A 23,541-nucleotide genomic window follows, 5' to 3' on the forward strand; every position below is an offset into this window, starting at 1 on the left:
TTAATTATATAAATTCTTATTATATTTTTAAATTTTTAATATCTATGTTATTACATCGTTAAATTATTATGAATTTTTTTCTTGATTTTCTATTTTAAATTGATTTTTATCCATAGCTTTAAAAAACGGATAATAAATCAAAGCCATAACAACTAAATTTACAGCAACTAAGATTACTGACTTTATATCTAGAGTCATTATGAATGCACCTACTCCTGGAGGAAGAAATCCTGGTGGCTCAGCAACTGGTTTACCTACCAATCCTGTAGACATACTAAAATAAGTTATAAACGTTATTATTAATGGTCCAAACACGAATGGTATAAACATAAATGGATTTAACAATATAGGGGTTCCAAAAATTAATGGCTCGTTTATTCCAAATAAAGATGGTATTAAACTTACTTTACCAACTGATTTGTATGTTTCTGATTTTGCTTTTAACATCATCAAATTTAATCCCAATGTTAGACCCGATCCAGTTACTGATAATATAGCGAAGTAAAAACCAAAAGTAAAAATATGATTAACTTCTTGACCAGCTGCATAAGCTGCTACATTAGCTGCTCCGTATTGAATTGCAAAAGGTGCCCAAACAGATGATGTAATAGATGGTCCATGAAGACCAAAAAACCAAAAAAGCTGTGTTATAAAAATTATTATCAACATAGCAGGAAGTGAATCCATACTTGTAACAGCTGGTGCTAGCATTTTCTTTAAGGCTTCAGGAACAATACTTCCAGTTAAATAAAAAGTTACTCTGCTTATTATAACAGCAACAACTGCAGTTATAAAAATTGGTATTAAAGAAGAAAAACTATCTCCTACCATTTGCGGTACACTATCTGGTAACTTAATATATAAATTTTTATTTACGCAAAATCTATATAACTCTACAGTGATAATTGAGGAAATAATAGCTGTGAATAATCCTTCTGAACCTAAATAAGCAATATCAAGCTTGCCATCTTTAATAACACTAGTTAATATCAAGTGAGTTATTATAGAAGAAATTGCAACTTGATTTGACTTTAGTTTATAACTTTTAGCCAAACTATTAGCAATGAAATACGTTGCATACAGTGATAGCAATCCCATGGTAAAATCAACTCCATAAGTTAATATTGCAATATTTTTCGAAATAAAATCGTAAAATACACCATCACCTAACAGATTCATTATAGCCATAGGTAACAAAAAAATTGATCCTACAATTATAATTGGAGTTATTGCTATCATTCCATTTTTTATCGCCTGAATATGTTTTTGATTTTCAATTTTCTCAGCTACTGGCATTATTTTTTTAGACACTACATCTGTCACGGAATACTTATTTGACATAATACATCTCCTACTTTAAATATTTGTATAAATTTAATTAATTTTTCACTCATAATTACATGTTTGACGATAATATTAAATCCGCCATTTTTTTAACTCCATTTAATGTTGGTGAATATGCATCAACAGTTACTTGAGCTATCTTTTTTTCTGTTTCTACCGCTTTTGTCTTATATTCTTCATATAGCATTCTCACTTGTGGGCTTACTAAAATCATATCGTAGTCTTTATTTTCAAATACTTCTTCTGAGTTTGCTGTTGTTGTAGCATCTACTTTTATGTCTGTCCCATTTGAAGCAAAATATTCTGATACTTTTTTTGCCATTAAAGAACTACTCATACCTGCGTTACATAGCAATATTACTTTTTTCATTTTTTCCCTCCATTTTTTTATATAGCTTTATAAATCTCTTTGCATTTTCCATTGCCAAAGTTGCCATCGTCAAATGGTCTTGAGCGTGAATAAACATAATATTTATCTCATTTTTTTCGCCATTTGATTCACTCGTTAACATATCTGTTTGGATTTGATGACACTTTAAAAACTCCTCATTTGCTTTTCCAAGTAGCTCTTCTGCTTCATCAAAATCATAATTTTCTGCCCTATCAATCGCTTCACTTGATAAAGATCTTGATTCTCCAGCGTGTACTATAATTTGAAAAGCTATTTCATACATTTGTTGGTTATCCATACTAATCTCCTTTGATAAAAATATTCATAAATTCTGTAGTATTTTTTACTTTAATCGCCTTAGTAATAGCCTTATTATTTACTAGAAAATCCCCCAATTTTTCGTAATATAATGACATATCTCCTGGTTCTTTACCAACAAATAGCGAATATATAAGCTGTACTTCTTCACCATCCCAAATAAAAGGTTTTTTTGCTATTAGTATTACTGAAAAACTCTCTGTATCCACTTGCTGAAGAATATGTGGCAAGGCCACATATTTTACTAATGCAGTTGAACCTAAGGCTTCTCTTTGTATAATTTGAGAAATTATTTCACCCTTACTAAGTTCTGTTAGCTTGTGTGCTTTGTTAGAAATTATTTCAAAGGCTTCATCCATATCTTTAATATTTACATCCCTTATGAATACAGAATTATTAAATATTTTAACTATTTCTTCTGTCCCACCTCTTTTTAATTCCTTCTGAATATTAACAATATCCTTTTGTTTAAAAAGTATATCTACATTGACAATTGGCGTTTTTGTTTTTTTATCTAAATTTATTGATGAGACTATAAAGTCATAAGAATCTAAATCATATTTATTTATTTTAGATACATCCGTTAAATCCAGTTTGTTTATCTGCTTAAAAAACCTTGACTCTAACTGACTTTTCATGATTTGAGCACTTGAGTTTCCAGAACCACATACAACTAATATGTCTTTTTTTTGATAAGGATTGTATTTCATAGCTGTCATAATATGTAAGGCTATATAGCCTATTTCATCTTCTGATAGCCTTGTATTATAATGATTGCTTATAACATTTGATGCTATAGTTGCTATAAAAAAAGCAACTTGATTTTCTTTTATATCACTGAGAACAGGATTTTTCATGTCAAATCCATATTTTATCCTATTTATTAATGGACCTAAGTGCATAGCTAGAGAAAAATAAAAATCTATATTTTCCCTGAAATCATATTTTGATACTTTATAAATTTCATCTATTATTTCTTGTGATATTTCCAGTATTTCATTTGATAATTTTTCTTGATTTGATATTGTGTTTTTAGCTATTAAGTGCATGGCTATATAGGTTAATTCTTGATTTGGAATTTTTATCTTTAATTTTTCTTGTAGTTTATGCACTATATCATTTGCAATTTTAAATTCTTCTGATGATATGATTTTTTCTTCAAAATCCTTAGAAGATATGATATATTTTTTCTGTTTTATTCTTAAAATTGATATATAGATATGTATAACAAGATTTTTGAAACTAACATAAGGCATATGGTAGTCTTCCCCAAAGTCTATGTCTTCTATAACTTTTTGAATTTCTATAAATAGATCTCTATTTTTATCATCTTCAAATAAAATAGGATCCTCGCCAATTTCATTTTTTATTGCTAGTCTAATATTCCTCTCATTACCTTCTATTTTCATGCCGTAGTATGGCCTTGATATCAAATTAATTCCATAGCCTTCAAGTAATTGCCTTATATATGGTATATCTTTATTAATTTGCGACTCACTTACATGAAATACTTCTGCCAATTCATACTGCTTGATATATGAGTTTGAAAATAAAAACAATCTTAGAATGTTTTCATGTCGTAGATTTTTATCTCCATCTTCTTGCTGATAATAAGCGTATTTATACCAGTCATTTTTCAAAAATAATTTAAACTTTTCTTCATCTTTTATTATAAAAATAAAACCAACACCTGGCTTTGACTCTATTATCGCCCCCTTATCTTTAATTACTGAGTTCAAGTGATTTATCTCTTTTCTTATAGTTTTTGAAGATAATTCCATTTCCTCGCCTATTTCTTTAGAGGTGTGATAATCATAGTCTAAAGTTAAGTAGTCGAATATTTGCTTAATTCTTGTTTCAATCATTTAACCACCTCGTAAATATATTATAATTATTAGAGAAAAAAACCTCCACACAATCATTTTCTTTATAGTTATGGAAGTTTCTTTTTGAATAAAAAATTTTATCTAATATAATTATAAAAGAATAGAAAAAGGAGTTAGTATGAAAAAAATTATTGCAGTTGATATAGATGGAACTTTATTAAATTCTAAAAGGGAAATTACTGAAAAAACAAAAAATGCTTTGATCAAGGCTCAAGAACTTGGCCATATTGTTGTAATTGCGTCAGGCCGTGATCCGCTTGGGGTTTTTCCTTTTGCTGATATTTTGGAATTTGAAAAGTATGGTGGTCTTCTTTCTAATTTTAATGGGGGAAGAATTACAAATTATAAAACTAAAGAAGTCATTATTAACCATCCTATGGATATTAATCTTGCAAAAGAGATTTTGCAATTTGCTGAAAAAAATCTTAAAATGCACTACATCCTCTACACTGACGATTGTGTTGTTACAAGTTCAGAGGAAACTTATACTTTAAAAGAAATTTGCGACAAGGCCTTTACCCATTATGAAGTTATTGATGATTTGGCTTATAGTTTGGATTTTTCCCCAAATAAAATTTTATTTTCTCAAGATCCAGAATTAATTGATGAGGATGCAAAAAAATTAAAGGATATATTTTTTGAAAAAACAGCCCAAGTTAAGTCCACCCCATATTTCTATGAAGTTATGCCTAAGGGAATCGATAAGGGTGAAAGTCTAAAAGAAATCGCCAAATATTTTGATATGGATATGAAAGATGTTATTGCTTTTGGTGATGAAGAAAACGACCTAACCATGATTGAAATGGCAGGTGTTGGTGTAGTTATGGAAAATGGAAGTGATTTTATGAAAGAAAAATCTGATTTTATTACTAAATCAAATGATGAGGACGGAATAGCTTATTATTTAGAAAATTTTGTTTTTGATAAATAATAATATTTTTATATAATTTTGGGTATATTTTATTAGAGATGTTTATAAAATATAAGGAGGAAATATGATAATAGGAGTTCCAAAAGAGATTAAAGACCAAGAATCCAGGGTTGCAACCGTTCCGGGTGCTGTTGCTGAACTCGTAAAAGCAGGTCATGAGGTTATTATTGAAAATAATGCTGGATTAAATTCTGGTATTACAAATAAAGATTATGAAGATGTTGGTGCAAAAATTGTAGATTCTGCAAAAGAAATTTGGGAAAATGCAGATATAATTTACAAAGTTAAAGAACCATTAAAAGAAGAATATAAATATTTAAGAGAAGGAATGATTTTATATACCTACCTTCACCTTGCAGGCAATGAAGAATTGGCAAAAGAATTGGTGGATAAAAAAGTTACAGCAATAGGATATGAAACTGTAAAACTTGACAATAAATTACCTCTTCTAACCCCAATGAGTGAGATTGCAGGAAGAATGGCAGTTCAAGAAGGGGCAAGATATTTGACAAAACCTGAAGGGGGCAGAGGAATTTTACTTCAAGGAGTTCCAGGAGTAAGACCTGCTCACGTTGTAATTGTTGGTGCAGGAACTGTAGGAACTGGAGCTACAAAAATTGCCGTTGGTATGGGAGCAAGAGTTACAGTTTTAGATGTAAATATTGACGCTTTAAGTCATTTGCAAGATATACTTCCAGATAAAATTGAAACAGTTTATTCAAACCCAATCAATATTGAAGAATCTGTAAGAGATGCTGACCTAGTTATTTCTACAGTTTTAATTCCAGGTAGACGTGCTCCACAACTTATCAAAGAAGATATGGTAAAACAAATGAAAGAAGGATCAGTAATAGTCGACGTTGCAATTGACCAAGGTGGTTCAACAGATATTACAAAAGGACATGCAACAAGCCACTCAGATCCAATTTTTGTAAAACACGGAGTAATCCACTACGCAGTTGCAAATATCCCAGGAGCTGTAGCAATCACATCAACCTACGCCCTATCAAATGCAACAACAAGATATATCAAAACAATAGCAAATCTCGGAATCAAAAACGCTTGCGAAAAATCACCAGAATTAATTTCAGGAATAAACACTTACGATGGATACGTAACAAACAAGGGAGTTGCCGAAGATACAGGCTTGGAATATAAAGAATTAAATATTAAATAATAAAATAATGGAGCTGTTGTAAATCTATGATTAATAATCATTTACAAACAGCTCCATTATTTTTTTCTATACAATTTTATTTCAGTAATCACACTAATCAAAATCAAAAATAAAATTTGAATGCCAGTTAAAATCAAGACAATTTTATCATTTAATTCATACTTATAAATAACAAAAAGAGTCATAGCCATACTGATTATCCCAAAAATTAAAGATAGCTTTCCAGCATAATTATTTGCAAATTTCCAATTTTCTTCACTTTCCATAGAAAGTCTAGTTCTAAACCCCGACCATCGATTTATTTTTTTATTCGCCTTATATTTTAAGAAAAAATACATAAAAAGAAGGCTATCGGCATTATCAGACTTATAATTAATAAATACATATGACCTCCACATTTCTTATAATTTTTATACCCAAAATATTACATTAATTAAAAATAAAAATTTAAAATACTTATTTTTTGAAAAAAGACAGAATATTTTCCTTATATTCTACCTCTTTAAATCATTTTCTTATAAATTTATTTTAAACTTAGTAAAAAGCATTTTTGCTGATTCTTCAATTTCTTCAATCATGTAAAAGCTTCTTCAATACTTTCTCCTACTACAATCACTCCGTGGTTTTCCATAACATATGCCCTTATATTTTTATCAATACTTGTTTTTAGTTCATCAAAAAGTTCTTGACTACCTGGATCTTTATATTTTACCCAACCCAAATCTCCAACTTTAATTTTTAAATATGGGGTCTTACACTTTAAGTCAATGGTTTTACCTTCAGATTCTAGAACACAAGACCAATATGTTATAAAAGTACTGTGAGTGTGAATTACGCACTTATATTTCTCGTCAATATCGTATAATAATTTATGCATTGGGTATTCTTTACTTGGTTTATTGTCAGAAATAACCTTATCATTTTTTAAAACAGAAAAACTATCTTCATCCATATTTCCAAAACATGAGCCTGTTTTTGACACATATATTAAATCTTCATCTTTAAAACTAATATTTGCTGTCGAACCTGATACTTTATTTCTATCAAACAAGGCCTTTGAAACCCAAATTAAATCTTTTAAATCTTTTTCTTTCATTTTTAACCTACTATCATCTCATAAGTTTTATTGAAAAAATCTTCCTTACCAAAGTTACCTGACTTCAAAACCAGTCTTACTTTATCATCATTCACTGGCATTAAAATCGGAACTCCAGCTGCAACACTCTCACCTATATAATAAGTTTTAAAACCTAAAGTAGATGTTGCAACTCCACTAGTTTCACCTCCGGCTATAATAAAGTTCTTAAAATCTTGTTCAAGTGCTTCTTTTGTTAATGATTCATATACTTTTTCTAAGTTTTCAGTTATTTTTTCTTGACCATATTTTTTTTGTAATTTATCCAAAGTAACAGCATCATCACTACTATAAAACATTACTTTGTCATCAACTTCTTTTAATAGTTTTTCTATATATGCACTTGGTTCTTTCATCAAACTATCGATATCTATTTTAACCTTGTTAAATTTAAAATTATTAATTTGCTTTAGGGTCATTTTTGAGCAAGAACCTACTATATAAATTATTTTTCCTTTATTTTTGCTTTCTAAATCAAATTTATCTATGTCTTTTTCTCTTTTAATTTTTTTAGAAATCGCAGTATTCAATCCACTTCCACCAGTTAGTAATTTTAAATCACCAAAAGCATCTATGATAAGGTCATCGTCACCTTCTTCAAAATAATCTGGAACAAGATAAAACTTCTCTTTTCGATCTTTTTTCGATTCAAATATCTTAATTATTTCTTCTTTTCCTTTATTTAAAAGATCTCTAGAAATATTTATTGTTTTATACTTTCCTTGATCTTTCATAAGTTCACTAATTCTACTATCCCACATTGGATTTAATGGATGGTCTTTCATATGACTTTTATGAAGTTCCAGACCATCTACATACAACTTCCCATCTTTTATTTCTCTTCCATTTACTGGTAAAGCTGGTTCTAGAATTGTATATTTTTGATCCATTTTTTCTAATAAAAAGTCTGTAATAGGCCCTATATTTCCTTTTGGTGTAGAATCAAATGTAGAACAATATTTATAAAATATTTTTTCAGTATTTTTTTTACATAGATACTCATATGCCTTATTTACTTTTTCTAAGGCTAAATCTTTTTTCTCACTTCTAATTTTTAACGCTATTACAAGTACCGCATCTTTGTTTAGAATATTATTTAAATTATCATCATTTTCATCAGGTACTCCATTACTTAAAACTGTCCTGATTTTATTTTCCGCAAAAAATGAGGCCGCATCACTAGCACCAGAAAAGTCATCTGCTATCACACCTAATAATATACTCATCTAATCCTCCTTTTAACTTAATGTTAGTATAGGGAATAAGGCTACAAAAATTGCAATACCAACCATAATAAACCAAAATGGCATTAATGATTTTGAAATCTTTTCTATTGATATTTTTGATATATTACTTACAACATATAAAGCTGTTCCAACAGGGGGAGTTAGTAAGCCAACTGTTAGTAAAATTACCATAAAAACACCAAATTGCACTGGATTTATTCCAATTGAACTAGCTATTGGATATAAAATTGGTGATAACATCATTATTGCAGGGCTGCTATCAATAAACATTCCTACAATTAATAGTAAAATTGACATCAATAGTATTAATAATAATTTGTTATCTGTTAAAGATATAATATACATTGAAACTCTTTGAGGAATTTCATTTGATGCCAAAAACCAAGTCAAAGCACTTGTTGCACATATAATTAAAGTAATTACTGCGGTAGATAAAGCTGCATCAAGACATATAGATTTTAAATCTTTTAATTTTATATCTTTATATACAAAAATACTAATTATTAGTGCATACATTGATACAATTGCTCCACCTTCTGTAGGAGTAAATATTCCTCCTCTGATCCCTACAATTATAATTATAGGCATAAATAGTGCAAAAATCGAATCTTTAAATTTTTTAATTTTTTCTTCCTTGCTAATATTATTTTCTTTAGGGTAATTGTTTTTTGTTGCAACAAAGTGACAATATAGTAAAAAACATAAGCCTATTAAAACACCAGGTATTAATCCTCCCATAAACAAATCACCAATTGATGTTTGAGTGCTGACTCCGTATACAATTAGGGCAATACTTGGAGGAATTATCAAACCAATACTTCCTGATGATGCAATTACTGCTGCAGAAAATCCTTGATCATAATTTCTATCTTTCATTTCTGGAAATAGTATTGAACCTAAAGCCGCAGTATCTGCTACTCCTGATCCTGAGATACCTCCCATAACTATTCCAGTTACAGTTACTACCTTTGCCAAAGCTCCTCTTGATTTATAAAAAATTACCAAAGCAAAATCTATCAACCTTTTGGTAATAGTTCCCTTACTCATTATTGATCCTGCAAACATAAATAATGGTATAGCCATTAAAGAAAATGAGTCAATTGCTGTAAAAAATCTTTGAGAAATTAAAGCTAAAGGTTCTTGTTGAATAATTAAGCCTGATAAAGTAGATAAAATTATTGCAAATCCAACTGGCAATCCTAAAAATAAGAATAATAGGAATATTAAAATCAGCAAAATATTATTAATCATTATCTACCATCCCTTCTTTTGTAAATATCTTCTCAATAGAGAATATACTGATTAGTACACCTGAAACTGGAATTACTAAATAGACTAAAAACATAGGAACTCCCAATGTGGCAGAGCTTTGATGAACTCCTAGATTCATTAAAACAATTCCTCCATATGTTATTATTACTCCAATAATACAAGTTAAACTATAATTTAACCTAGAAACTATTTGTTTTCTATCTTCACTCATTCTATCTGTTAAAATACTTAATGCTATATGACTTTTTGTCCTAACTGCATCAGCTATTGCTAAAAATGAAATCCAAACAAATAAATATCTTGACAACTCTTCTGACCAAACAAGAGGACTATTAAATATATATCTTGATATAACTTGAAGAAAAATAATTAAAGTCATTGCAAATATAGCCGCAGATAAGAAAATATTTATTAACTTTTGGATTAAGTCTAAAGTTTTTTTCATACTAATTTCCTTTGCTTTCTAAAATCTTTTGATATAATTCTTTATCAATTGAATTTGCATATTTCTCTGCTATTGGCATAGCTTTACTTCTAAATGATTCCCTATCAGGTTCAGTAACTTTCATACCATCTTCTTGCATTTGTTTTAACATTTCATCTGTAACTTTTTTAACTTCTTCATTTTGATATTCTGTGGCTACTTTAGAAGCATCTTTTATTATTTTTCTCTCATCCTTATTTAAAGATTTCCAAGTTGATTCACTAAATGAAAATGTTACATATTCATATTTGTGTGCTGTTAATGATATATTGGATTGAACTTCTTGCATCCTTCCACTAAACATAAATGGAATAGGATTTTCTTCAGCTTCAATTACGTTTTGACTCAAAGCAGTATAAACTTCACCCCAAGCCATTGTTGTTGGAGATGCTCCTAAGCCTTCCCAAACAACTTTCATTGCTTCAATTTCTGGAATTCTAATTTTTAATCCTTTTATATCATCAACGTTCTTTATTTCTTTGTTTGAACTAATATGTCTAGGACCCCTATCCCAAAAATCTAAAACTCTTATTCCTGATTTTTCTCTTAATCTATCACACATTATTTGACCAACTTCACCATTTACTACATTTTTATAATGAGTTTCATCGTCAAAAATATAAGGTATTTCTAATAAATTGAAAGAATGTTCAAAGTTACTTAGTACTCCTGCTATTAATCCTATATCAATAGATCCTATTTGCATTCCCTCAACTATATCCCTATCTCCACCCAAGGTTGAGTTTGGATAAATTTTAACTTCTATTTTACCATCAGAATTTTTTTCAACTTCTTCTTTAAATTTCAAACTAGCTTTATGCCATAAATCAGATTCAGATTGAATATGGCATAGCTTTAATACTTTAACATCCTTTTCCTTATTTCCACATGAAACAAAGAAAAGTGATAAAAATATTATTACTAAACTATAAAGAGCATGTTTCTTTTTCATAATTAACCCCTTTATTTAAGGTTCATATCGATCAAAATTTTTACAGTATCTTCTGTTCTATCTCTTAATAATTCTAGTGCATCTTGACTTTCATCTATAGGATATTTTTTAGTTACAAAAGATTCCCAGCCTATGTCATTATTAATTAGTTCAATTGCCTCTTCAAAATCTTTACTAGTATAGGTCATAGCTCCTATTAATTTTAATTCTTTAAATACTAAATCATAACTATAATATGGTATATCATCAGTTATCATTGCAACTAAAACTATTTGTCCTCTTTTCTTTGCAATCTTACCAGCTTCAGTTAAAATTTTTGGGTATCCTGTACTTAGCAAAATATTTTCGCAACCTTCATTATTGGTAATGCTTAAAACTTTTTCTACCATATTTTCTTTTGATGGATTAATAATATAATCAGCACCATTTTCTTTAGCTTCTTTTAAAGTAAATTCATCTAAATCAACACAGATTATATTTTTATAAAGATTTTGGCTTTTAGCTACTTTTAATGCCAACAAACCAATGCTGCCCATACCAATTATGGTTAGCGTATCCCCATGACTTTCAAACCTATTTAATGCGTGAATTGAAACTGCTGCAGGCTCTGCCAAGACTGCACTTTCATAACTTGCATCGTCTTTAACCTTATGAACATATTTTTCAGGAGCATTAAAATACTCTACAAATGTACCTGTCCAATCACCTGTTCCTGGTGCAGATTTATTTAAACATAAATTAACAAGACCTTTTTCACAGTATTCACAATGGCCACATCCCTTATGAGGTTCAACAGTAACCTTGTCACCTAATTTAAATTTATTTACATTTTTACCAATCTCTACAACATCACCAACAACTTCATGACCCAAAACTACAGGAGGTTTTCTAAACGGATGCTTACCTTTGAATAAGTGTAAATCTGATCCACAAACTCCAGCATATTTTACTTTTATTAAAACCTCATCATCTTTTATTTCAGGAATATCATTTTCTTTTATTTCAATTTTTCCTGTATCAACTAACACTGCTGCTTTCATTTTTTTTGACATATTTTCCTCCTTATATTATTATTTAACTATATTCTAAATAAAAAAATCGTTTTCATCAAAAAATAATCTTTATATCTTCTGTAACTTATTTTTTGCATATTAAAATAATCTAGATTTGCTTAAATAACCTTATTTGCTTATAAATAAAAACAATAATTAGGAGGAAATATGAAAGAAAAATTTGATAAATATATAAATAAAAATCCTTTTACTAACTACTCTGATCTGACTTATAAAATATTATCAGAACAAATTATAAAACTAAAAATAAAACCTGGAACAATTTTAAATGAATCTAATATATCTAATAATTTTAATATTTCAAGAACTCCTGTTAACGCAGCAATAAAAAAATTAATAAAGTCTGGTTTGGCTACAAAAGATGATAATGAAAAATTTACAAAAGTTTCCGAATTAAATATGTATCATTTAAACCAATACTATAACTCTAGAATGGCAATAGAACCATATTGTGCTATGATAGCAGCAAAAAATTTTGATGATAAACAAATTGAAAAACTCGAAATTTTAACTTCAAATATAAAAAAATCTTGTGATATTGATAATTTAAGCTCAGACTTGATAAATAAATATATTGAAAATGAAATAGAATTTCACAAGTTCATTGTTATAGGAAATGAAAATAAGTACCTAAATCAAATGTTTAAAGTTACATTCGATATTGGACTAAGATATAGGTACTATATGCTAAACTTCATAGCAAAAAACCAAAAAAATATAAATATTAAAGAATTTTTACAAGATAGCATAAAATTTCATGAATCAATCTTTTTCTCAATTAAACACCACCTATCAACAGTTGCTTATGATCAAATGAAAGAAGATATAAACAGAATGATACCACTTATTCTTGATTCTAATTTTTATATTTTTGCTAAATAGAAATCTTATTACGATTTACAATAACTTTTAAAATTATGTAACACTATAACCAGTTTCTATTAAAATCGCTGTTATTCTTATGCATTAATAATTAAGATTCTATTTTTAAGTTTATTGGTATGATTTTATATCAAAATTATCCCATTAGATACTAGTTTCTTACTATTATATTTGAGTCTATAGAATCTATATCTTTTTCTTAAATTCTACTATATTTTTGATATTGAAAAATTCTAATAAAAATACTAATTTACATATAAAATACTAAATTTAGTTTAAAACTATTTAAAACATATTTGCAAAAAAAATGAATGCCACCTAGAATATAGGTAAGCATTCACTTTTAAATATTTATTTAATGTTGAAATCAGTCTTATTAATTTAAATCATAAACCATTATTGGTTTTTATACTTTTATTATTTTTAACTTCTAATTAATTTAAAATTAAAGTATTCTGGTATAAAGTAGCTTCTTCTATATAAAGACACTTTATTATTTTCTTTTTTCATAATTTCACTAAAATATAAGACATATTTACCAACGTTTATATTCATCTTGTTTGCTGTAGATTCTCTAGATTTAAATCCTTGAAACTCTAGTTCACTATTAATGATTTTATCAATTAATATTTTATCAATAAATTTTTTTAAATCATATTCAGATTTTAAGTTTAAATCATATTCCTTAGCATCATCAAAATTTATAAAATACATTAATAAGGCAGCAACCTTATCTTCAATATAATACTTAACATTTATTAGCATAATTATAAAGTTGCTATCTTCTTCGAAAATTTCTTTCATTTTTTCGCTAGCAGGCTGAAATTCAACTTTAAAATCTATTTTACTATATTCAACTTTATTAAAATCAAAAATTGGCTCATTTATAGATTCTAAACCTTTATTTTCCAATTTTTTGGGATCTAATATTATATTTCCATATCCTTGTTGTTTGTATATAAGACCATCTTCTTGCAAAAGCGCTATTGCTTGCCTCACAGTCCCTCTACTAACATTAAATAATTTTGATAAATCATTTTCCCCAGGTATTGTATCTCCTGCTTGTAAGTTATTGTTTTTGATTAGTTCACGAATTTTATCGTAAGTTTCTACATATTTTAAAGATTTACTATTACTTTTCTCACTCAGTTTTTGCATTTCTATCTTCAAGTATAATTTTTCTTAAAGATTCAATTCCAACCCTAATTGCTCTTTCAATATAATTAGAAGGATATCCTTTTGAAGAAATATCGCTTGAAACCTTACCTACATAATCTGTTGCTGAAACTAGAACAGACGCTGCCCTAGCATTTAAAGAGCTCGCAACTAAGAATAGTGTTGCTTCTTCCATAGCTGTACAAATGGCTCCACCTTTTACATAAGAATTCCATCTATTGATTAGTTCATAACCTATTGGTTTTGTTTCAGGCTCTATTTGGGTATAAAAAGAATCTTTTGTTATTGTTACTCCTACATTAGTAGTATACCCCAAATCCAAAGATGTTTCTTCAAGTTTTTTTGTAAAATTATAATCTGGAACAGCTGGAAATTCCATAGGTAAATAATGTAATCCTGTTCCTTCCATCCTTACTGCGCCATTTATTACAATCACATCACCTTTTGATACCTTTGAACTGGTTGATGCTCCTGTACCTATTCTTAAAAATGTATCAACTCCACATTTATATAGTTCTTCTATACATATAGCTGTAGATGGTCCTCCCATTCCTGTAGATGTTACAACTATCTTTTCTCCTTCCAAATATCCTACATAAGTTATATGTTCTCTATTTTGTTGTATTTTTTTTGGATTATCAAGAAATTTAGCAATTATTTCACACCTTGCTGGATCTCCAGGAACAATCGCGTACTTGCCTACATCTTCTGAATTTAATTTTATGTGTAAAGTTTTTTCTATTTGCATTTAATTTCTCCTTTTTTATCTATTTCTATTATTTTCTTCATTGCCTCAACTCCTACTAAACAAGCTCTCATTTCGCATTCAAAAGGATATCCATTTATGCTAGTATCTTCAGATGTTTCATCATTATAATTTGTTGCTGATACTAATACTGTTGCCATTCTTAGATTATATGCATTAGCTATCAAAAAAAGTGTTGCTGATTCCATAGAAGTTGCTAGTGCTCCTGCTTTTTCATAGGAAACCCATCTGTTATAAATATCATATCCAACTGGCTTACTAAGAGGACTTACTTCGGTAAAATAAGAATCTTTAATTATGCTAATTCCAACTTTTGTGTCATATCCTAAACTTAATGAAGTTTCTTCTAAAATTTTTATCAATTCAAAATTTGCAATAGCAGGAAATTCAAGTGGCAAATAATGGCAACCTGTATTTTCCATCCTAACTACTGCATTTGGTATTACTATTGTTCCTCTTTTTACTTTACTACTTGTTGAAGCAGAAGTTCCTACTCTAATAAATGTATCAACTCCACACCTATATAACTCCTCCATACAAATAGCAGCAGATGGACCTCCCATTCCTGTTGAACATACTACAACTTTCTCTCCATTTATATATCCCTCATAAGTAGTATGTTCTCTATTAGATTGAATCTTTTTTGGATTTTCCAAAAGTTTAGCTATTTTTTCGCACCTATCTGGATTCCCAGGTATTATTGCATATTTTCCAACATCGTCTTTATTTAATTTTATGTGTAAAGTTCTATCCATATTAATCTATCTTTCCTAATGCTTTTGGAGCTTGTTTTCTATTTGCTAAGAAAATCAAAGCAAATATTGTAATCAAATAAGGTACCATTTGAACAAATTGATCTGGTATACTAAGGCCTACTAGCTTAAATCTTATAGCTTGAGCTATTGCAAATATAAAACTTGAAAGTACAGATCCTATCGGTGCCCAACCTCCAAATATATTTGCAGCTACTCCCAAAAATCCTCTACCAGCTGTCATATTATTTACAAAAACATTATTTTGAACAATTGATAAATATCCCCCACCTAAACCGGCTAGAAGTCCTGATATTATCATCGTTACATATCTGTATTTTTTAACATTTATTCCTACAGTATTAGCAGCAGTAGGTTCATCACTTATCGCCTTTAGGTGTAGACCCGTTTTTGTATACTTAAGTACATACCAAATTAAAAATGATAAAAGTATAGTCAAGAAAAATACTGGCGATTGCTTATTAAAAATAAAACCTAGTATAGGAATATTTTTTAATAAAGGTATAGATATAAGGTTTAGCTGTTTTACCTTCTCGCTAATACCTTCTTGTCCCCAAATTATATAAGTTCCAACAGCACTAAATCCTTGAGCAAATAAGTTCATACCAACTCCACATACCGTTTGATTTGCTTTAAATTTTATACATAGTATAGAAAATAAATAAGCCAAAATCATACCGAATAACATTGAACATATAATCCCTAAAACTGGATTGTTAAAATAATAAGATCCTACAACTCCGCCAAATGCACCTATAAGCATTAATCCTTCTGTTCCTAAACTTATTACTCCACACAATTCAGATAGAGTACTTGACAATGATACCAATATAAGAGGTACTGCTAATCTTAATATCATTAAAAAAGTTTCAGCCGAGAAAAAGTAATTCATTTATTTTTCCTCCTTTTTGTAAATATAAAATCAAATATTCCTGGTGTAGCTATGAAAAATATAACTAATGCTTGTATAACTACAACCATATTTGCTGATAATCCTGCTCTAATATTCATCAATCTAGCACCAGAATCTAAAATACCAAACAACAATCCCGATAAAATTATTACAATAGGATTATTTCCTGCCAATACTGAAACTGCAAGACCGGTAAAACCAACGTTACCAGAAAAACCATCATATAATTTTCCATAAGTACCTAAAAGCTCTGTAGCACCTATTAATCCACCTACTGCTCCGGAAATCATCATAGTCTTTATAACAGTTTTATTTACTAAAATTCCACCTGCTTCAGCAGCTGAAATATTATCTCCAACAGCTTTAACTTCATATCCAAATACAGTTTTATTAATAATAAAATAAACAAGCATAATAGATATCAAAGCTATAAATATACTAGTTGAGAATTGAGTTGATTTCATTAAGCTTGTAAACCTGAATTTATCAAGAACTATTGATGTCTCAGGAAGTCTTTTTGGGGATACAAAGGGATAATTAATAAGATAAGATACTAATTCTATTGCAATATAATTTAACAATATTGCAATAATTACTTCATTTACTCTCAATTTAACTTTTAAAATTCCTATTAGAGATGCCCATAACATTCCACCCAAAACACTAGCTATAATTGCCAAAACAATTACAAAAAATCCTGGTGAACTTTTAGGCATAAAATAAGTAACCATAAAAGCACATATTCCTCCTATATGCAATTGTCCTTCAACTCCAATATTTAGCATTCCACCTTTAAATGCTATTGCACATGCCAAGCCTGCAATTATAAGTGGTACAGATTTGTTAAGAGTATTTGCAATAGCGATAGGAGAACCCAGAGCGCCTTTAAGCAATGAATCAAATGCCAATACTGGAGATTTTCCGACAGCAAGTATAAGTATGGAAGAAATAATTATTGATAAAGCTATTGATAACAAGGAAATAATTATTGATTTTTTCGCTTTGTAAATTAAATTACTAAACTTTTTCATAATCTCTCCTTCCTGCCATTAATAGACCAAGCCTTTCTTTTGTAAAATTCTCACGTTTATCTACATCCATTATTTCACCTTTATAGAGAACAGCTATCTTATCCGAAATTTTCAATATCTCATCTAGATCTGCTGAAATCAATAAAATTGCTTTACCATTATTCCTCATCTGAATAAACTGTTCATGAATAAATTGAATTGCTCCTATATCTAGACCACGTGATGGCTGTGCAGCTAATAAAAATTCACTATTATTTTTCATTTCTCTAGCAACAACTAACTTTTGTTGATTACCTCCAGATAAGCCTCCTACATTTTGTTCCATATTTGAAAATTTTACATTATATTTTTCTAAAGATGCACTTGTAAAATTCTTTATACTATCATATTTTAATAGGCGATTATTAATTAATTTCTTATTATTTTGATTTCCTAAAAGCATATTTTCATACAAATTCATGTCTGGTAAAATTGCTCGTTTAAATCTATCCGATGGTATATAGCCTATACCAAGATCCTTTAGTTCTATAGTTTTCATTGATGATATCTCTTTATTATCATAGAAAATTTCTCCTTCTATAGTATCTCTAAGGCCCATTATCATCTCTTCAAGCTCTATTTGACCATTACCATCAACTCCAGCCACTCCAAGTATTTCGCCACTATGAATTTCTAAGAAAATATTTTCTATAGAATTCTCTAATAATTTTAAATTATTAATTTTAAATATAAGTTTATTTTTGGAAACATCTTTTAATTGACTTGTTTCCGCAATTTCATGACCAACCATTTTTTCTGCTAGTATTTTTGCATCAACATCTTTTATACTTAATTTTTCTACTAATTTACCATTTCTTAATATAGTAGCAGTGTCTGCAATTTCCATTGTTTCATTTAACTTATGAGTTATAAAAATAATGGTCATTCCATTTTTCTGTAATCCTATTAGAACTTTCATAAGCTGATTAGCTTCCTGAGGAGTAAGTACTGCAGTAGGTTCATCAAGAACCAAAATATCAGCACCTCTATATAAAGCTTTGATTATTTCGGTTCTTTGTTTTAAGCCTACTGAAAGATTTGAAACTTTCTCATCAAGATTTATTTCTAATCCATATTTATTAATAATTTCTTCCACTTTCTTTTTATTTTGACTGTAATCAATTTTGTATTTCCCTATTTCTTGACCCAAAATTATATTTTGTAAAACAGTCATATTTTCTACCAGCATAAAATGTTGGTGGACCATACCTAATCCATTATGAAAAGCATCTCGTGCATTCCTAATATCTACTTTATTTCCATATAGTTTTATTTCGCCAGCATCGCTATTATATATTCCAAATAGAACATTCATCAAAGTTGTTTTACCTGCTCCATTTTCTCCTAAGAGACAATGAATTTCACCTTTTTCCACAGAAAAATCAACACTATCTAGCGCAATCTTTCCGTTGAAACTTTTGCTAATGCCTTTCATTTCAACTGCCATGCTCATAATTACATCCTATCATTTTAAAGATTTTTCAAACTCTTTCAATTCGTCCATATTTGCAGGAACTTCTATATCTCCCTTTATTATTTTTTCTTTGCTTTCTTTAATTGATTTAATAACATCTTCTGGTAGATTTACTTCTGATCCATCTGTAACTAAATCTACACCATTTTCTTTCAATCCAAGTTTAATTATTTCTCCCTTGAACTTATTTTCTACAACAGATTTTATTGCATTATAAGCTTCAACATCTACATTTTTAATCATTGAACCTACAATTACCTTAGGTTCAACTGAGTTTTGATTTATATTTACTCCAAAAGCATAAGTTGAATTTTCTTTAGCCGCTTGGAATAATCCATTTCCACTCATACCAGATGCATGGAATACTACATCCATTCCTTGTTGATTCATAGATTTTGCAATTTCTTTTGCTGTAGTTACATCTGTAAATCCACCTACAAAATCAGCTGTTACTTCTATTTCTTTATCTATATTCTTAGCACCTGCTGCATATCCAGAATAAAATGTTCTTATATTTGGAGCATCAACCCCACCTATAAAACCTAACTTTTTATCTTGTGAAAGATCGAAATCTTCATAATGTGATTTCATACCAGCTGCAGCCACACCAACCAAATATGATGCTTCCTCATCTTTAGTCATATAACTTACAACATTATCTTCTTTTACAGAACTATCTATCAAAGCAAACTTTTGATTTGGAAATTCTTTAGCTACTTTTTCCATAGCCTGAATAGCTTCATAAGTTAATCCAATAACTAAATCATAGTCACCTGTTGCTGCCATATCTCTCAAAGATAATTCTACATCTCCAACTGCTTTTATTTGTACTTTATCATACTCGATACCAAAATCTTTTTTTGCTTTTTCAACTCCTTTTAATGTCAAATCATTAAAAGCTCCATCTCCAAATCCACTACTTGATGATACCAATCCAACCTTTATTGGTTTAGTATTATTTTTTGATTCATTTGATCCAGTATCATTTTTCCCTCCACATCCTGATGTTAATCCAACGATTAATAGTAACATAAAAACTTTAGACAAAATCCTTTTCATTTCTCAAACCTCCTTGAAAACGATTTAATGTTGTATATACAAGTTATTTATTGTACGTTTATTTAATGGTATCATCTATACTATTGATTGTCAATTTTATTTTAAAATTAATGCATAAATAAAATGTAATCTATTAAAAACATCGATTTTTTTTATACTTAATATTAAAACTTAGGAAAATGTTTATATTATTTCACTTGTATTAATAAGTAATATTCACCTAATATGAAATATAAGTATTTAAATTAATTAATAAAATTCTATACTAAAAAAGGAATATCCATCTTCTTTTAATAGACATTCCTTTTTTTATTATAGAGTTTAGTTTCATGCATATTTTTTCTTAATCTACTTACAGTTTTTATCTTTTTATAAAATCTTCCCAATCTTTTTTGAAATTTTCTATTCCTTGGCTTGTTAGTGGATGGGTCCACAATTTTTCAAATAATTTTCCTGGGATTGTTGCTATATGACTTCCTGCCAAGGCTGCATCTTCTAGGTGTTTATTGGTTCTGATTGATGCAGCAATTATTTGTGTATCAAGTCCATAATTATCTAAAACTTGTTTTAAATTATAAATTAATTCTCCCCCGTCTTCTCCCATATCATCTATTCTTCCTACAAATGGAGAAATATATGTTGCTCCAGCTTTTGCTGCCATTAGCCCTTGACTTACTGAAAAAATTAGGGTGCAATTTGTTTTTATTCCTTTTTTTGAAAGGGTATTGATGGCTTTTAATCCGTCTTCTGTCATAGGAATTTTTACTACAATATTTTCTGCCCATTTTGAAATTTCTGTAGCTTCTTTTACCATTTCTTCATAATCATAGCTTGTAACTTCAGCAGAAATTGGTCCGTCAACAATTGATGAAATTTCTGTCACGACTTCTTTAAAATCTCTTCCTTCTTTTTTTATAAGTGATGGATTTGTTGTAACACCATCACAAAGTCCCAAATCATTTATTCTTTTTATTTGATCAACGTTTGCAGTATCTAGAAAAAATTTCATTTATTACTCCTTTTATTTTATTCTTTTTTATCTTATACCCAATTATTTTTCTCAAAAATTTTATTTTTTTCTTAAACATGATAAACTAAAATTAGTTAGTAAATTTCAAGGAGTTTTTATGATAGTAATTTTAGCGGTTGATAGGGAATTTGGAATTGGTAAAAACAACAAACTTCTTTTCCACATAAAAAAAGATTTGGCTCATTTTAAAAAATTAACTTTAAATAATATTGTTATTATGGGAAGAAAAACTTATGAATCAATGAATGGAGATCTTCCTAATAGGGAAAATTTAGTTTTAACTAGAAATGAAGATTTAAAACTTGATGATGCCTTGGTTTTTAATAAGGTGGAAAATCTTTTGAAATATTTGGATGAAAACAAAAATGATAGGGAAGTTTTTGTGATTGGTGGAAATCAAATTGTTGATTTACTTTTACCTTTCTGTGACCAAGCCATTTTAACAAAAATTGATAGCAAAAAAGATGCTGATACTTTTCTTCATAATTTTGATGAAGATGAGGATTTTGAAATTGTCGATGAATCTGAAGATTTTTTTGAAAATGATACAAAATTTAAATATGTAAATTATAGGAGGAAAAAATGATTGAAATTTTTGTAAGCTCACTTTGTCCAGATTGCACAGAAATTATTAAAAATTATAGGGAAAATCCTGAGGATTTTGAAAATGTTGACTTAATTGATATTACAAAGTCAATGGCAAATCTAAAGAGATTTTTCTCATACAGAGATTACAAAGTTGAATTTAAAGAAAAAATTGAAACTGGTCAAGTTGGTATACCTGTTAAAATTATTGATGGGAAAGAAATTGTTTTTATGTAAAAAAAATTAAATATATTTTTATACTGGAAAAGCGGAGAATCAAATTATTTTCTCCGCTTTTTAGTTTATCATTTTGTAAAATCTTCTAATTTTATATAATCAAAAATTCCCTCTGTAAATTCTTGACTTATTTCCCCCTTTATTAATGGTAAGGTGTATTCAGTGATTTTTTCTTTTAAAATTTCTCTTGATTCTAGCCAGTCTGCTGGAATTTTTTTCTCTTTGTTTGCTATATTTGATGGATTTGTTGTTGAATATTTAACTTTATATTCTTCTCCATCATCTCTTTTTAAAATTGGAACTATATTTGTTTGATTTTTTCCTTCTTTTATAGCAAGATATCCCAATTCATAAGCTTCGTCTGAATCAGTTTTTGAAATCAAAAAACTTGTTCTTTGGATAATATTTAATTCTACCGAACGAGTTTTTACTTCTAACTTATCGTGAATATAGTCTGAAATTTTTTGACCAATTCCTGCAATTATAGGATGATTGAAACCCTTGTCAAAAGATTTTTGATTTTCATTTTCAAGCTTTCCTTCCTTATCCATAAAACCTTCTGAAACAGCAATCACCAAATTGTTATCTTCCTTAAATTTTTCTTTTATTTCTTTTTCTATATCATCCAAAGATTTAGAATCTTCTGGAAGATAAACTAAATTTACAATATCTTTTTTTCTTTTGTAATTTGCAAGATAAGAAGTTGAAGTCAACCATCCCGCATTTCTTCCCATAATTTCAACAAAGGTGATTGATTTTATTGGATAAATATCGCAATCTAGCCTAACTTGTCTTAGTGCAGAATTTACAAATTTTGCAGCAGAAGCAAATCCTGGAGAATGGTCCATCTCACACAAATCATTATCAATCGTTTTTGGACAACCAACCACATTTACCCAATCAATATTGTTTTTTTCTATGTATGAATTGAGTTTCATAACTGTATCCATTGAATCATTTCCACCAATATAGACAAAAGTTGAAATTTCATATTTTTTCAAATTTTCAAAGATTTTTTTATATTGGTCATTTTCTAAGTCATCGCTTAATTTAAAACGACAAGATCCAAGAATTGAAGATGGTCTTTTTTTAAGTCTTTCTTTTGCTTTCTCATCTTCAAATAAATCTTTGTCAACACACTTTATATTTTCATGTAAAAGTCCCTCAATTCCATTTAAAGAAACATATACATTTTCAAAACCAAAATCAATCCCAGCTTGGATAGCTCCAGCCAAAGATGAGTTAATAACTGCAGTAGGTCCACCTGACTGCCCAATAAGACAATTCATAAATCCTCCTAAATTTTTAATACCTATATATATTACCATTTTCTTAGATTTTTGAAAATTTTTGTTAATAAATTAAT

Annotated in this window: 25 protein-coding genes; 5 read left to right on the forward strand and 20 right to left on the reverse strand. The window is 28.6% G+C overall.

Annotation, left to right across the window (positions count from 1 at the left end; genetic code table 11):
• Window positions 1–66 precede the first annotated feature (66 nt).
• Genes L6653_RS07330 through L6653_RS07345 form a run of 4 tightly spaced genes read right to left on the reverse strand, consistent with a single transcriptional unit; the run spans window position 67 to window position 3,918 of the window.
• Window positions 67–1,341: a PTS sugar transporter subunit IIC gene (locus L6653_RS07330; RefSeq protein ID WP_236786324.1), complete on the reverse strand. Its 1,275-nt coding sequence runs from the start codon at window positions 1,339–1,341 to the stop codon at window positions 67–69.
• 55 nt (window positions 1,342–1,396) lie between these two features.
• Window positions 1,397–1,666: a PTS sugar transporter subunit IIB gene (locus L6653_RS07335; protein ID WP_236786326.1), complete on the reverse strand. Its 270-nt coding sequence runs from the start codon at window positions 1,664–1,666 to the stop codon at window positions 1,397–1,399.
• 22 nt (window positions 1,667–1,688) lie between these two features.
• Complete coding sequence (locus L6653_RS07340) at window positions 1,689–2,033, reverse strand: PTS lactose/cellobiose transporter subunit IIA (protein ID WP_236786328.1); 345 nt, start codon at window positions 2,031–2,033, stop codon at window positions 1,689–1,691.
• Window position 2,034: 1 nt separating this feature from the next.
• The gene (locus L6653_RS07345; RefSeq protein ID WP_236786330.1) at window positions 2,035–3,918 is read right to left on the reverse strand and encodes a BglG family transcription antiterminator; all 1,884 of its coding nucleotides are present in this window, start codon (window positions 3,916–3,918) and stop codon (window positions 2,035–2,037) included.
• A 139-nt stretch (window positions 3,919–4,057) separates the two neighbouring features.
• Here L6653_RS07345 and L6653_RS07350 point away from each other — a divergent pair, with 139 nt between their 5' ends.
• Together L6653_RS07350 and ald are read left to right on the forward strand one after the other, a co-directional pair.
• Window positions 4,058–4,870, forward strand: coding sequence for a Cof-type HAD-IIB family hydrolase (locus tag L6653_RS07350; RefSeq protein WP_236786332.1), 813 nt, complete (start codon window positions 4,058–4,060; stop codon window positions 4,868–4,870).
• 64 nt (window positions 4,871–4,934) lie between these two features.
• Window positions 4,935–6,047, forward strand: a complete 1,113-nt coding sequence (ald, locus tag L6653_RS07355; RefSeq protein ID WP_236786334.1) for an alanine dehydrogenase — start codon at window positions 4,935–4,937, stop codon at window positions 6,045–6,047.
• Between the two features lie 56 nt (window positions 6,048–6,103).
• On the opposite strand, the gene L6653_RS07360 is transcribed toward ald, so the two are convergent.
• From L6653_RS07360 to L6653_RS07390, 7 genes are all read right to left on the reverse strand, one after another.
• Entirely contained in the window at window positions 6,104–6,313 is a 210-nt protein-coding gene (locus L6653_RS07360; protein WP_236786336.1) for an SdpI family protein, read from the reverse strand.
• 308 nt (window positions 6,314–6,621) lie between these two features.
• Complete coding sequence (locus tag L6653_RS07365; protein WP_236786338.1) at window positions 6,622–7,143, reverse strand: class II aldolase/adducin family protein; 522 nt, start codon at window positions 7,141–7,143, stop codon at window positions 6,622–6,624.
• Window positions 7,144–7,145: 2 nt separating this feature from the next.
• Window positions 7,146–8,408 carry a 3-oxo-tetronate kinase gene (otnK, locus tag L6653_RS07370; protein ID WP_236786339.1) on the reverse strand — a complete coding sequence of 421 codons (1,263 nt, stop codon included), beginning with the start codon at window positions 8,406–8,408 and terminating at the stop codon, window positions 7,146–7,148.
• Window positions 8,409–8,420: 12 nt separating this feature from the next.
• Entirely contained in the window at window positions 8,421–9,680 is a 1,260-nt protein-coding gene (locus L6653_RS07375) for a TRAP transporter large permease (RefSeq protein ID WP_236786341.1), read from the reverse strand.
• Window positions 9,673–10,146, reverse strand: coding sequence for a TRAP transporter small permease (locus tag L6653_RS07380; protein ID WP_236786342.1), 474 nt, complete (start codon window positions 10,144–10,146; stop codon window positions 9,673–9,675). Before L6653_RS07380 ends, L6653_RS07375 begins: the two co-directional genes overlap by 8 nt.
• A 1-nt stretch (window position 10,147) precedes the next feature.
• On the reverse strand, window positions 10,148–11,137 hold the full coding sequence (locus L6653_RS07385) for a TRAP transporter substrate-binding protein (protein WP_236786344.1): 990 nt from the start codon (window positions 11,135–11,137) through the stop codon (window positions 10,148–10,150).
• 11 nt (window positions 11,138–11,148) lie between these two features.
• Window positions 11,149–12,189, reverse strand: a complete 1,041-nt coding sequence (locus L6653_RS07390; RefSeq protein WP_236786346.1) for a zinc-dependent alcohol dehydrogenase — start codon at window positions 12,187–12,189, stop codon at window positions 11,149–11,151.
• A gap of 168 nt (window positions 12,190–12,357) precedes the next feature.
• On the opposite strand from L6653_RS07390, the gene L6653_RS07395 reads away from it, so the two are divergent.
• Window positions 12,358–13,092, forward strand: coding sequence for a GntR family transcriptional regulator (locus L6653_RS07395; RefSeq protein WP_236786348.1), 735 nt, complete (start codon window positions 12,358–12,360; stop codon window positions 13,090–13,092).
• A gap of 423 nt (window positions 13,093–13,515) precedes the next feature.
• Here L6653_RS07395 and L6653_RS07400 read toward each other — a convergent pair whose 3' ends face one another.
• The 8 genes from L6653_RS07400 to fsa form a co-directional block, all read right to left on the reverse strand.
• On the reverse strand, window positions 13,516–14,250 hold the full coding sequence (locus tag L6653_RS07400; RefSeq protein WP_236786350.1) for a GntR family transcriptional regulator: 735 nt from the start codon (window positions 14,248–14,250) through the stop codon (window positions 13,516–13,518).
• The gene (locus L6653_RS07405) at window positions 14,234–15,016 is read right to left on the reverse strand and encodes a nucleoside phosphorylase (protein ID WP_236786352.1); all 783 of its coding nucleotides are present in this window, start codon (window positions 15,014–15,016) and stop codon (window positions 14,234–14,236) included. Before L6653_RS07405 ends, L6653_RS07400 begins: the two co-directional genes overlap by 17 nt.
• The gene (locus L6653_RS07410; protein ID WP_236786353.1) at window positions 15,007–15,789 is read right to left on the reverse strand and encodes a nucleoside phosphorylase; all 783 of its coding nucleotides are present in this window, start codon (window positions 15,787–15,789) and stop codon (window positions 15,007–15,009) included. Before L6653_RS07410 ends, L6653_RS07405 begins: the two co-directional genes overlap by 10 nt.
• Window position 15,790: 1 nt before the next feature.
• Window positions 15,791–16,699: an ABC transporter permease gene (locus tag L6653_RS07415; RefSeq protein WP_236786355.1), complete on the reverse strand. Its 909-nt coding sequence runs from the start codon at window positions 16,697–16,699 to the stop codon at window positions 15,791–15,793.
• Window positions 16,696–17,751, reverse strand: a complete 1,056-nt coding sequence (locus L6653_RS07420) for an ABC transporter permease (protein ID WP_236786358.1) — start codon at window positions 17,749–17,751, stop codon at window positions 16,696–16,698. Before L6653_RS07420 ends, L6653_RS07415 begins: the two co-directional genes overlap by 4 nt.
• On the reverse strand, window positions 17,738–19,237 hold the full coding sequence (locus L6653_RS07425; RefSeq protein WP_236786360.1) for an ABC transporter ATP-binding protein: 1,500 nt from the start codon (window positions 19,235–19,237) through the stop codon (window positions 17,738–17,740). Before L6653_RS07425 ends, L6653_RS07420 begins: the two co-directional genes overlap by 14 nt.
• 18 nt (window positions 19,238–19,255) lie before the next feature.
• Window positions 19,256–20,323 (reverse strand): BMP family lipoprotein, encoded by a 1,068-nt coding sequence (locus L6653_RS07430; protein WP_236786361.1) that lies wholly within the window; start codon window positions 20,321–20,323, stop codon window positions 19,256–19,258.
• Between the two features lie 361 nt (window positions 20,324–20,684).
• On the reverse strand, window positions 20,685–21,332 hold the full coding sequence (fsa, locus tag L6653_RS07435) for a fructose-6-phosphate aldolase (RefSeq protein ID WP_236786364.1): 648 nt from the start codon (window positions 21,330–21,332) through the stop codon (window positions 20,685–20,687).
• A 118-nt stretch (window positions 21,333–21,450) separates the two neighbouring features.
• Here fsa and L6653_RS07440 point away from each other — a divergent pair, with 118 nt between their 5' ends.
• Together L6653_RS07440 and L6653_RS07445 are read left to right on the forward strand one after the other, a co-directional pair.
• On the forward strand, window positions 21,451–21,939 hold the full coding sequence (locus L6653_RS07440) for a dihydrofolate reductase (protein ID WP_236786366.1): 489 nt from the start codon (window positions 21,451–21,453) through the stop codon (window positions 21,937–21,939).
• Complete coding sequence (locus tag L6653_RS07445; protein ID WP_236786367.1) at window positions 21,936–22,175, forward strand: hypothetical protein; 240 nt, start codon at window positions 21,936–21,938, stop codon at window positions 22,173–22,175. The genes L6653_RS07440 and L6653_RS07445 overlap by 4 nt, the downstream gene beginning before the upstream one ends.
• 68 nt (window positions 22,176–22,243) lie before the next feature.
• Here the strand turns inward: L6653_RS07445 and L6653_RS07450 are convergent, their stop codons facing one another.
• A complete protein-coding gene (locus L6653_RS07450; RefSeq protein ID WP_236786369.1) occupies window positions 22,244–23,464 on the reverse strand; it encodes a diphosphate--fructose-6-phosphate 1-phosphotransferase in 1,221 nt (406 codons plus the stop codon).
• Window positions 23,465–23,541: the final 77 nt, after the last annotated feature.

Source organism: Anaerococcus ihuae (assembly GCF_928368155.1).
Taxonomy (GTDB): domain Bacteria; phylum Bacillota; class Clostridia; order Tissierellales; family Peptoniphilaceae; genus Anaerococcus; species Anaerococcus ihuae.